The organism is Phyllobacterium sp. 01N428 (assembly GCF_056399405.1).
This window is the reverse complement of record NZ_JBFTRH010000002.1, coordinates 1-11,740: the sequence shown is the minus strand read 5'-3', so window position 1 is coordinate 11,740 and position 11,740 is coordinate 1. Positions and strand designations below refer to the sequence as shown.

General features: G+C 59.0%; 8 protein-coding genes. 7 read left to right on the top strand and 1 reads right to left on the bottom strand.

Annotated elements, in window-relative coordinates; genetic code table 11:
* The first annotated feature begins 59 nt into the window (after positions 1 to 59).
* The 5 genes from AC1DNI_RS08080 (at position 60) to AC1DNI_RS08060 (ending at position 4,173) form a co-directional block, all read left to right on the top strand.
* A complete protein-coding gene (locus tag AC1DNI_RS08080) occupies positions 60 to 1,235 on the top strand; it encodes an ABC transporter permease (RefSeq protein ID WP_027231678.1) in 1,176 nt (391 codons plus the stop codon).
* A 23-nt stretch (positions 1,236 to 1,258) separates the two neighbouring features.
* Positions 1,259 to 2,134 (top strand): ABC transporter ATP-binding protein, encoded by an 876-nt coding sequence (locus AC1DNI_RS08075; protein WP_091921977.1) that lies wholly within the window; start codon positions 1,259 to 1,261, stop codon positions 2,132 to 2,134.
* Positions 2,135 to 2,137: 3 nt separating this feature from the next.
* Complete coding sequence (locus tag AC1DNI_RS08070) at positions 2,138 to 3,130, top strand: MlaD family protein (RefSeq protein ID WP_027231677.1); 993 nt, start codon at positions 2,138 to 2,140, stop codon at positions 3,128 to 3,130.
* 68 nt (positions 3,131 to 3,198) lie between these two features.
* Positions 3,199 to 3,783: an ABC-type transport auxiliary lipoprotein family protein gene (locus AC1DNI_RS08065; RefSeq protein ID WP_477691506.1), complete on the top strand. Its 585-nt coding sequence runs from the start codon at positions 3,199 to 3,201 to the stop codon at positions 3,781 to 3,783.
* A gap of 102 nt (positions 3,784 to 3,885) precedes the next feature.
* Positions 3,886 to 4,173 (top strand): hypothetical protein, encoded by a 288-nt coding sequence (locus AC1DNI_RS08060; RefSeq protein ID WP_477691505.1) that lies wholly within the window; start codon positions 3,886 to 3,888, stop codon positions 4,171 to 4,173.
* 48 nt (positions 4,174 to 4,221) lie between these two features.
* On the opposite strand, the gene AC1DNI_RS08055 is transcribed toward AC1DNI_RS08060, so the two are convergent.
* On the bottom strand, positions 4,222 to 9,357 hold the full coding sequence (locus AC1DNI_RS08055; RefSeq protein WP_477691504.1) for an apolipoprotein A-IV repeat region-like domain-containing protein: 5,136 nt from the start codon (positions 9,355 to 9,357) through the stop codon (positions 4,222 to 4,224).
* A 424-nt stretch (positions 9,358 to 9,781) separates the two neighbouring features.
* On the opposite strand from AC1DNI_RS08055, the gene AC1DNI_RS08050 reads away from it, so the two are divergent.
* Both AC1DNI_RS08050 and AC1DNI_RS08045 read left to right on the top strand, forming a co-directional pair.
* Entirely contained in the window at positions 9,782 to 11,059 is a 1,278-nt protein-coding gene (locus AC1DNI_RS08050) for an alpha/beta hydrolase (RefSeq protein ID WP_477691503.1), read from the top strand.
* On the top strand, positions 11,028 to 11,740 hold a 713-nt coding region (locus AC1DNI_RS08045), incomplete at its 3' end, for a hypothetical protein (RefSeq protein WP_477691502.1). The genes AC1DNI_RS08050 and AC1DNI_RS08045, both read left to right, overlap by 32 nt.

The window sequence follows — 11,740 nt, the reverse complement described above, 5'->3', positions numbered from 1 at the left end:
GCCCTATCCGAAACTATTGTTCAAGTGACATCGGTCGAGAGACTCGATATGTGTGTGTGATGTTGACCGATAGAGCAAACAATTCAAGTGCTTCTACCGCCGCGCCGCCCCACGTCGAATTCCAGAAGGAAGGCGACGGCGCGACTGTTGCGCTATCGGGTGCGTGGACAACCCGCAATGTCAGGCGTGTTGACGAGCGCATGCGCGAAATCGAGCGCGATACCAGCATTTCCAAGCTTGTGATCGACCTTTCCGGCATTGAACTCCTCGATACGGCAGGAACGTGGCTGATCGAGCGCCTGCGTACGACGCTGCAGGAGGCCGGCAAGGACGTCAAGATCGAGGGTCAATCGGAAAGCTGGGGCGCGCTCTTCGATGCTGTCGGCGAAGTTGCGACCACGCCTGATGATTCGCCGCCGCCGGAGCATGTGTCCCTCACGGTGCGTTTCTTTGCCGCAATCGGACGCAACGTCTACGCGTTTGGCGACGACTTCGTCAAATCCATGCACATACTCGGCGCTACCGTTCGCGGCGCGCAGATGAAGGGCAGCCGCCGGGGCAGCATTCGCCCTGCGGCGATCGTGCACCAGATCGACAGCATGGGCATTGGGGCCATTCCGGTGGTCGTGCTGATGTCGACGATCATCGGGGCGATCATCGCGCAGCAGGGTGCATTCCAGCTCCGCTATTTCGGCGCGGAGATTTTCGTCGTCGATCTCGTCGGCATCCTGGTTTTGCGCGAGATCGGCGTGCTTCTGACCGCGATCATGATCGCCGGCCGGTCCGGCAGCGCGATCACCGCCGAAATCGGCTCGATGAAAATGCGCGAGGAGACCGATGCGCTGACGGTTATCGGCCTCAATCCTGTCGGCGTGCTGGTATTTCCCCGCTTGGTCGCGCTCGTCATTTCGCTGCCGCTTTTGACCATCATCGCCGATTTTGCCGCGCTTGCCGGCGCCATGACCATTACCTGGGCCTATTCGGGAATTCCGCCAGATGCCTTTATTCAGCGTCTGCGCGATGCCATTGATATTTCGAGCTATCTTGCGGGCTTGATCAAGGCGCCGTTCATGGCCATGATCATCGGCGTCATGGCCTCGGTCGAGGGCATGAAGGTCGGTGGCAGCGCCGAGTCGCTTGGCCAGCGCGTGACCGCATCTGTTGTTAAATCCATTTTCGTCGTGATCGTGGTCGATGGCATTTTTGCCGTATTCTACGCATCGATCAATTTTTAAAGCCGGAGATTTAAGAAGACCCAATGACGCCGACAGCGCAGCAGGAAAACGGCAGCACCGAAGAACGAGACATCATCCTGTCGGTCAAGGATGTGAGCGTTTCCTTTGGTCGGTCCAAAGTGCTCGATAATCTCTCGCTCGATGTCTATCGCGGCGAAATTCTGGGCTTCGTCGGCGCGTCCGGCACGGGCAAGTCCGTGCTCATGCGCACGATCCTGGGGCTCAATCAGAAGCAATCCGGCACGATCAGCATTTTCGGTCATGACATCGACAGTGCGAATGATCAGGAGAAACTCAGCGTCGACATGCGCATGGGCGTCCTGTTCCAGCACGGTGCGTTGTTCTCGTCCCTGACTGTGCTTGAAAACATCCAGGTGCCCATGCGAGAATATCTCGATATTCCCGAAAGGCTGATGGACGAACTCGCGCGGCTCAAGATCGAACTCGTCGGGTTGAAGCCCGATACAGCCGAGAAATTTCCATCCGAACTTTCCGGCGGCATGATCAAGCGCGCGGCGCTGGCTCGGGCGCTGTCGCTCGACCCCGAGATCGTCTTCCTCGACGAACCGACGTCCGGCCTTGATCCCATCGGCGCTGCCGATTTCGACGAACTCATCGCCAACCTGCGCGATACGATGGGCCTCACCGTCTACATGGTGACCCACGATCTCGACAGCCTGTTCGCGGTGTGTGACCGAATCGCTGTATTGGGAAAGAAGAAGGTTCTTGTCGAAGGAACCATCGAAGACATGTTGGCGTTTGACGATCCGTGGGTTCAGGAATATTTCCGCGGCAAGCGTGCGCGCCAGATCGTCAATGACGGCAAGACAAAGCGCAGATCAGAAGGCGTCCGTGCGGCGGCGGTATCTGAGCAAGGGCAAAAGGGTCAGGTAAGCTAACGCATGGAAACGAAAGCCAACTATGTTCTGGTCGGTGTTTTCACGCTTGTGATCTGCGCCCTTGCGTTCGCGTTCGTATACTGGATTGCGCGCTATGGCGATCGCAGCGAGACAGCGACGCTGGAAATCCGTATTCTCGGCTCGGTTACCGGTCTTTCCGAAGGCAGCCAGGTTCTGTTCAACGGCATCAAGGTCGGTACGGTCAAGAAGCTCTCGATCGACGACAATAATCCCGACGCCGTGATTGCGCAGACGGAAGTCAATGCGACAACGCCGATAACACGGTCCACGCAGGCGACGCTCGGCTTTGCCGGCTTGACCGGCCAGGCCTTCATCGAACTCAAGGGCGGCAAGCTCAACGAGCCGAACCTCCTCGAGGAAGCGGCCAAGGACGAGCAGATTGCCCGCATGGACGCCGACCCCTCCGTGGTGAACAACCTTCTGCAAAAGGCGCAAACCATTCTCGAGCGCGTGGACGGGGCGGTCAGTTCGATCGAAAGCTTCATCACCGAGGTCAAGGGACCGCTGGTCGACACGGTCAACAACACCAAGAAGTTCACCGATGCGCTCGCCAAGAATTCCGAGGTCATCGACAAGTTCAGCCAGAGCGCCGAGGATGTGCAGGCGGTCGTCAAGGAAGCGCGCGAGATGATGGCCAAGCTCAACACCGCTTCGACGCGCGTCGATGGCGTGCTTGCCAAGCTCGACACGCAATTGTCCGATCAGGATGGCAGCGTGGTCCGCGAGGCGCGTGAAACGATGAAGTCATATCGCGCGGTTGCCGACAATTTGAATGCCCGGCTCGGACCGATCACCGACAATATCAACCGCTTTTCGGGGCAGGGCCTGCGTGACGTTCAGTCCCTCGTCAATGAGAGCCGCCAGTCGGTGCAGCGCATCGAGCGCGCGATCACCGATCTTGAGAAAAATCCGCAGCGGGTCATTTTCGGCGGTAGCGGCAGCGTTCCTGAGTATGACGGACGCACACGCCGTTGACTTTGGTCGATTCGCAAAGCATGAAGGTTAATAGATATTTACAGTTCGTTTTGCTTCGTTGGGGGGCATTGGTGAGTTTCAGGACCGTTCCCGCGTTACTTATTGCCTTGTCTGTTTCTGGCTGCGCCAGCAGCAAGAAACTAGACACGTTCGATCTCTCCAGCCCGTCGCCTGCCGTATCGGCTTCGCGCAAGCAAGGCAGGCAAATTCTCATCGCTGCGCCATCGGCGCTGAAAGCGCTTGATGGCGAGAATGTCGTCGTGCGCTCAGGCCCGCATTCGATTTCCTATTTGAAGGGCGCACAATGGGCAGACAGGCTGCCTAGCATCGTCCAGTCGCGCTTTGTCCAGGCTTTTGAAAGCACGCACCGTCTAGGCGGCGTCGGGCGTCCGGGCGACGGCCTTGCCATCGACTATCAGGTGCTCAGCGAAGTCCGCACCTTCGATATCGATGTCGAGCGCGGCAACAATGCCGTGGTCGAAATCGCCATCAGAATCCTGAACGACAAGAACGGCACTGTGCGCGCATCACGGGTTTTCCGGTCGTCTTCGCCCGTCAGCGGACCGGGGAACGACGCCTATATCTCTGCCCTCGACCGCGCCTTTGATAATGTGACGTCCGACGTCGTTACATGGACTCTGTCGGTCATTTAATTTTTCGAACTTACGAATGCATTTGAGCCCAGCAGTTGTTTTTAAGTTGGATTGCCAATGTATCGCCAGCAATCGTTTTTACAAATTGTCAGGCATCTATCCGTGACGCAGATGCTATTTCTGGCGGTTGCGGGATCGACGGCGATAACCTGCTCGTTCTTCGCGGGTCGTACCGCCGGCAAGACTGAAATACACGCCGAAAGCCGCGAACTGATTGCCGGCTTTGAACGGAAGGTTGCCGACCTGCAGCACAGTCTCGATAGCGAGCGGGAGCGGGTGGGGCGGTTCTCCGATGCGAACCGCAGGCTCTCGGGCGACGCAGATGCCTTGCGCGAAAAGCTTGGTTCAGTAGTGCAGAAATTGCAGAATAAAGATCGGACGATCCAATAAAAAACGCGGCCCGAGAGCCGCGTTTTTCACTTGCACATTATCCCCACCTTAGCGCAGGCGGTTACTCGCATGCGCCAGCATCGTATAGACCTTGCCGGTATCGGACGTCAGGTAATTCTGCGTCGTGACATTGTCGCGGTCGTTGCGGCTGACATCTTCGAGCAGGCGCTCGAAATCATCCATGTAACGATCAACGGCACGGCGGAACTCGCTGTCGGCCTGATACTTGCGCTTGATCTCGTCAAAGGTCTGCTGGCCCTTCAGCGTATAGAGGCGGCGAGTAAAGACGTTACGCTCGCCAGCACGGTAACGCTGCCAGAGTTCCACGGACGCTTCGTGGTCGATGGCGCGCGTAATATCGATGGACAACGAGTTCAGCGATTCCACAACCTGGCCGGGGGAACGCGTTTCCGTTGCCTTGGCCTTCGGCTCGGACGGGCCTTCATCGCTCGAAGCGCGGCGAAGGAGATCCGAAACCCAGCCATTGCCGGCAGGGCGGGGCGCAGCAGCACGCGCGTCGAGGCTGCCGCGCAGAGGCGGTGCAGCAGGAGCAGGTGCCGGCTGAGCCGCGGGTGCCGGAGGCGTGCGCTGCGGCTGCGGCGCGACGGTTGCCGTTGTCCGGCCAGCGGTGGCCGTGCGTGCGGCGCGGCCTTCACCAACATCGGTCAGGCGACCGGACTTCTGAACGATTTCAGAGAGTTCCTTGAGCGCGTTGATCTGCTCGGAAACGGCCTTGCGCATCTGAGCGGTCGATTGCTTGGCCTCTTCCGGCATATCCATGACGCCGCGCTGCAGTTCGGAGCGGGTCTCTTCGAGTTCCGCGCGGATTGCCGCGGAGGAGCGGCGGATTTCGTCCGTTGCGGTCGCAAACTTCTGCGATGCCTGTTCCACCACTTCGGAAATCGAATTGCGGATTTGCTCGGTGGTCTGCGAGGCGCGGCCTTCGGCCCGGTCGAAGGCCGAGGAGACGAGCGTTTCGAACGAACGCATGGTCTTCTCGATGCTTTCCGACTTGGAGATGAGGCCGGCGGCAAGCTTCTGCAATGCGTCCTGGCGCTCGTCGAAGGTCGAGGCGAGGTTTGACTGCGACGCATTGATCAAGTCCGAAGCCGAGTTCAGCATCTTGCCATGTTCGTCAAAGCGCTTGGCGATCGAGGCGATGTCGGTGAGCGTCGACTCCGAGAGGTTCGAGAGCTTGCCGAGATTGCCGTCGATAAGGCGTGTCGACGTCTGGAAGGACTCTGCCGCCTTGGTCGCATTTTCGGCAAAGGCCGTGGTCGTGTCGAGCAAACGGCCATCGATATCGCCCAGGTTCTTGGTGGCCATGTCGATGAGTTCGCCAAGCTTTGCGTTGGAAGCGGAGAGACGGTCGATGAGGTTGCTGACATCGTCGGTAAGTCCGGCCTTCGCGGCCTGAACGGCCGTGATCGTTTCGGCCGTGCGGCTGGCGATCGCATTGATAAGCGCGGCATTCTCGACGCGCAGGCGTTCCGTTGCTGCAGTTGTCGCCTCGACAAGCTGCGAGGCAAGGGTGCGCCCATTGTCGGCAAGGCTGTCGACGAGCGGCTGAGCCGTATTGTCGAGGATGCCGAGTATCTCCTGCGAACGGGCGGCGAGAACCTCGTTGAGTTCGCGGGTGCTTTCGGCGAGCTTCGACGCGGTTGAATCCGTTGCTGCCGAGAAGCGGGCTTCCAGAGCTTCGAGATTGGCCGCAGCTTCGCGGGCCCGCTCACCCAGACGACGCTCGGTTTCGGCAAGGCTCTCGTTCATGCGCTGGCTGAAGGCCTCGCCATGACCGTCGAGAGCCTCTCCAGCCTTCTGGGCCTCGCCGGTGAGCGATGCAGCGGCGTCGGTGATCTTGTCACGCAGCGTGCGTGCCACGACCGAGGCACTCTGTTCGAGCGACTTGCGAACGTTCTCCACACCCATGGAAAGCGCGTTCTCCATGGTGTTGGTGCGCTCGTCGATGGTCCCGCCGTGCGTTTCGAAGGCCTTGGCGAGAACGTCCGCGCTGTCCTGCAAGACGGCCTGGAGCGCAACCGTCCGGTCGCTGATCGTACTTGCCTTGTCGTCCAGCGTCTGGCCGAGCAGCGAATTGCCCTGTTCCATGGCTGCACGGATCGAGGCAATGCGGTCATCGAGCATGCCTGCATGGGCATTCAACGTATCGCCAATGCGCGAGTCGCTGTCGGCGAGAAGCGCGCGGATCGCCGCCGCCCGCTCTTCAAGCGCGCCGACATGCGAGGCAAGCGTTTCGTTGATCTGGCCGTTGCTGCCTTCGAGCACGGAACGGATATCGGCCGTGCGTGCCTCGAGGGCGCCGATATGCGACGAGAGCGTGTTGCCGATTGCGTTGTTGCTGTTGTCCAGCACCGAGCGGATATCGGAGGTGCGCGCCTCGAGAGCGCCGATATGCGAGGCAAGCGTATCGCCGATCGCATTGTTGCTGTTGTCGAGGAGCGAGCGGATATCCGATGCACGTTCTTCGAGCGAGGCGATATGCGAGGAGAGGGTGTTGCCGATGGCATTGTTGCTGCCGTCGAGCACCGAACGGATACGGACGGTGCGCTCTTCGATATCGCTGGCATGATTGGCAAGCGTGTCGCCGATGCGCGAATGCGTGCTGTCCAGCGCGGCCTGGATGTCCGCGGCGCGGGCATCGAGGGACGAAGCGTGGGAGGCAAGCGTGCGGTTGATGCGCTCGTCGCTATGGCTCAGAGCCTGCTCGATACCGGATGTACGATCCTCGATCGCGCTCGCATGGGTATTGAGCACATCGCTGATCCGCGCATCGCTGTTGACGAGGGCAGATTCAATGCGATTGGTGCGATCGTCGACAGAGTCGATGAAGCCGCCGAGCGTATCGTCGATGCGTGCGCCGCTGTTGAGCAGGGTGGTCTGAATCTCGGCATTGCGCGCATCGATCGCCTGGGTATGCGCCGCCAGAGTGTCGCCGAGCTTGATATCGCTGCTCGATAGGGCGATCTGGATTTCGCGGTTGCGCTCGTCGAGGCTCTTGGCGTGATGGTCGAGGGTCTGCGCGATCTTCGAATGCGTGTCGACGAAGGCAGCGCGCATGCCGGATGTGCGATCGTCGATGATCTTGGCATGGGCGTCGAGTGTCTGGCCGATACGCGAGTCGTTGGCGTTGATCGCGGCCTCGATGGTTGAACTGCGCAGGTCGATGGTACGTGCGTGTTCTTCGAGCGTTTCCCGGATCTTGGCATCTGTATCCGAGAACGCGGCGTGCATGCCGGATGTGCGGTCCTCGATCGCCTTGGCGTGCTGTTCGAGCGTGGCGCCGATACGGGCATCATTGTCATCGAGGGCTGCGCGCAGGCCGGAGGTGCGTTCTTCGAGGGAGCCAGCGTGACTGTCGATGATCTGTCCGATGGCGGCAGTGCTCGTTTCAAGAATCGAACGCAGATTGGACGTGTGGTCGCCGATCTGGCCCGCCTGTTCGCGGATGATCGAAGCTGCGCGTTCGGTTTCGCCCGAAAGCGTGGCAGCGAGCGCTTCGCGATTTTCCGCGAGGCGGTCCGCAAAGGCATTTGCATTGGTCGAGAGCAGGCTGCCGACCGATTCCGAAAGGCTCGACAGGTCGTTGCCGATCTTCGCCTTGGTTTCGTCGACGATGCCGTCGATGGAGGCGCGCCCATCCGTGAAGGTCTTGGCGATGTCGCGCGTGCGCTCGATCAATTGTTCGTTGATCTGGCGGGCACGAGCCTCAAGTGCGGAATTGAGGCGTTCGGTGCTCGTATCGAGTGACTGGGCGCGGGTTTCAAACTCAGCCAGCAGCGAGCGGCCGCGTTCGTTGATGGTCGCGTCGAGGCCGGCAAGGCGATTGTCGAATTCGCCGACCAGCGTCTGCGTTGCGTCGCCGAGCAGCGACAACATGCTGCTGGTCCGGCCATCAAGGGTGTCGGCGAGCTTGAGGCTTACCGCGTCGGTCTGCTCCGAAAGGGCAGCGATGCGCATTTCCAGAAGATTCGCAAAGGCTTCGCCCGATGTGCTGATCTTGTGCGAGATATCGTCGGAGCGTGAAACGATGGACTCCGTGATCGCCTGGCCGCTCTGGGTAAGCCGATCGATAAGGCCTTCGCCGGACTGGCTGATCGACATTGTGAGGTTTGTCGAAGCATTAGCGATGTTGTCACGCAGCGCATCGCCGGCCAACGACAACTCTTCCTTGAGCTGTTCGTGCGCGCTGGAAATCGAGGCACGTACGCGCTCGGCATGGCCGATAACGGATTCGCGTTCGCCGCCGAGACGGTCGACGAGGGTGCGGATGCGATACTCATTGTCCGTATAGACGCGTTCGAGCTGGTTGACCTCGGTCTGGACCAGCGTCTCGAGTTCGACGGCGCGCGCCAATGTGCGCTCGACGCCTTCGCTCATCGCGGCAACTTCGCGGCGTACTGCCTGACCGAGCGACGCGACGCGATCGGATGAGAGCATTTCCGGCTCTGACAGGCGCATGGCGGCTTCTGCCATCGAGCGCGCTGCATACTGCATCTCCTGCGCGCGGCGCACCATGAGGGCAAAGGCCCAGAACAGCATGATCGGCACGATAATCGCGACCGCAAGGCCTATGGCATAGGGAGCAGCGGCAAAGTCGGACAATGAGCGGATCGAGCGCAGCCCCGGGAAGAACGCATTGCCGACGGCGAGCACGCCTGCAGCCCACAATACGCTGACGATTGTGGTTGGCAGCGCATAGGAGCGCGGCATCTGTGCGGCGGGTGTCGAGGCGCGGGCAGCTGTTGCCTTTTGCAACAGGTCGTCATTTGCCGGCTTGAAAGTCTGCGACGGCACGGCAGGCGCCTTGGGCGGGGCCGGCGGCGCTGCGGGAATGGGGTTGGCGGCCTTGATCTGCGGCTTTGGTGCAGGAAGCGGTGCAACATTTGCGGCAGGGGCAACGGGAGCAGGGGCAGGTTTGGTTTCAGCCACCAGCACAGGTTCGGCATCCGGCGTCAAATTGTGCTTTTCAGCCGCCAATTCCTGCGCCGCCTGCGAAATCTGGGCTTCGAGGTCGCTCAAGGACAAAAGATCATCGTCGATCGGCGACAGATCCATATCCATGCCGAGCGTCGATTCGTCGAAATCGATTTCTAGCGCCTTTTCAAGAGCTTGGCCGAGTTCGTCTTCGGTCTTGGCTGCTTTGCTTCTAGGGGCTGTGGCCATGTTTACCTCACAATATTGGGCGGTTGACCACATGCGAAGTCGCCCGCGCCATACTCATTACGCCGCTACTTTATCGTACTGACACATGGATTGGAAAGAAACAACGGATTCGGCAAATGCTTAAAAGTTTAAACACAAGGTTAACGGGAGGCGGCATCGCCGAAATTTATGGTGCAGGTGCTAGTGGCTGAACCTGTCCGCTCTCTGCGCCCGCGTTGGCTTTTTAATAGATCCGAGAAGACGCAACAGGGTGTTCATTCATCCGTACAAGCGTTCGTCGCCCATTAAAAAACGGCGGGCCCCGTTCTGGCACGAAAATTGCTGGCGATAGGTACACGGAAAAAAGGCTGCCGGATGCTTTATCGGCAAACTACGTGTTTTGGGTCATTTTTAAACGCAAACGCCACATATTGGGTGAAACTGGATGATTTATAAAACAAAGCATATTGCACAAAAAACATGCATAGCTGGCATGATGATGATATTTTTGTCGGCGTGTGATCACGGTGATACGGAAGCGCCGGCATCAGCGGCGCAAACGGTCGAACCCGCGGTGGTTGCATCAACGTTCGAGACAACGAGCGATTTGAAAGAAGCTGCCCCTGAAACTCCCGGCCCGGTCAAAGGAACGGTCACCGTCGTTCCCGGAACGGAGTCTCCCGGTCCACAATTGGGCGGCGGCGAGGCAATTCCTCTCACTGGGCCCACCGACAAGCAAATCGTGATGCCCGCTGAGGAAGAAAAAGTGGTGCGGTTTACCGAAATCGCCCCCGACACCGTTGGAGGCGCGACATTCAAAGCTTCGCCGGCCCTTGAATACTATCTGGGCACCCTCGTGGCGTCGACAGCCGGAGAAGAGTCTTTTGATGTCTGGTATGACGTCGCGACATCGAGCGACGATCGTGTTTTCACCACCCGCGTCCAGGGCAACATACGCTATCCCATGCCGCTGAATTCGGCCGCCACGGCAGAGCGGTTTCCGATCATCATCTTTATGCATGGGAATGATTGGAACGTGAATCCAAGCTATATAGGCTATGATTATATGGCCAAGGATCTGGCCACTCACGGCTATGTCGTGGTTTCGATCGACGCCAATGAAATCAATATGGGCAGCAAGATTAATGGAGACGCGTCCAGCCAGTCGCGGGCGCAACTCATATTGGGCACGCTGGATCGGCTGCGCCAGATCGATACGTACGGTCAGGTTAACCAATACGACGAGCCAGACGTACTTGATCCATTGAAGAACAAACTGGATTTCAATCGTATCGGCCTTATGGGTCATTCGCGCGGCGGACAGGGTGTTTCCTATGCGGTCAAATTCAACCAGACCCGCCTTGGCGTGACCGAGGCTGATCTGCGCGCCGCATTGATCGCCAATCCTTCTCTCTTTGAGCAGAATTATCCTCGGCTGATTGCAGCGGTCAACCCGGCAACCGCCGCCATTCCGGCTACTCCTGGAAGCCCTGCAGTCGCGGCGGCACCGGCCAAGATAGACGACGACAAATTCGCGGCGGCCGTCAAAGATTATAATCTGTTCTATGCCGCCGGGCGCGAGAGCGTAAAGCCCTATGACTTCAAAGGCGCCTTCATGCTGGCCTCGACCGATCTCGATGGGAACCAGGGCATCAACAATGTGCCGCTCGCCGTCCTGCTGCGATGGAGATGTGATCGATCTTCAAGGAGCGATTGCCTATGATCATAACCGCTTCGGCCCGATAAGCGATATGGCGCCGCGCTATCAGATCTTGGTCAAGGGCGCCAACCATAATTACTACAACACGGTATGGATAAGGGACGATGCAGAGGGCAATAGGGATGACTATTGCGGCGCAGGCAGGCTGGACGGCATCCGTTTGAGCCAATACGATCAGGCTCGCAGCGGCAATTTCCTCATCAGTTCGTTCATGCGTTACCACGTCGGAGGCGAACAGAAATTTGCCTCCTACTGGAATGCGGCGGCGCGCCTGCCGAATGCAGCCTGCCCCTCCGCCGATGGTCCCTGCGATGAATGGGTTGCTCTGAGCGTGCAGAAAGGCGCCGACAAGCGCAAGCTCATTCAGCGGTTTGAACGCAGTGACAGTATGGAGCGCAACGAACTTGGCGGCAGCTTGACGCTTAGCGGCTTTGATGCGATTGCCTCTTGCCCGATGGGCATGGGCGGCTCCGGAGAAACAAGCTGTATGCCCGAAAGGCCGGAGGGCTTTGAATACACCGGTTGGAATGGCCGGGGGCTCCTTTCGATCGCCGATAATCTCGAGCTTGCCTGGACAGAACCCAATGCTACGATTGCCACGGATCTGATGAATATTTCCGCCAAGTCGTATGATACGCTAACATTCCGTATTGCTGTCGTGCGACCCACAGGACAGGAAGTCAA

Coding starts and splice junctions, on each gene's coding strand:
- AC1DNI_RS08080 (WP_027231678.1), top strand. CDS start 60: ATGTTGACCGATAGAGCAAACAATTCAAGTGCTTCTACCGCCGCGCCG.
- AC1DNI_RS08075 (WP_091921977.1), top strand. CDS start 1,259: ATGACGCCGACAGCGCAGCAGGAAAACGGCAGCACCGAAGAACGAGAC.
- AC1DNI_RS08070 (WP_027231677.1), top strand. CDS start 2,138: ATGGAAACGAAAGCCAACTATGTTCTGGTCGGTGTTTTCACGCTTGTG.
- AC1DNI_RS08055 (WP_477691504.1), bottom strand. CDS start 9,357: ATGGCCACAGCCCCTAGAAGCAAAGCAGCCAAGACCGAAGACGAACTC.
- AC1DNI_RS08050 (WP_477691503.1), top strand. CDS start 9,782: ATGATTTATAAAACAAAGCATATTGCACAAAAAACATGCATAGCTGGC.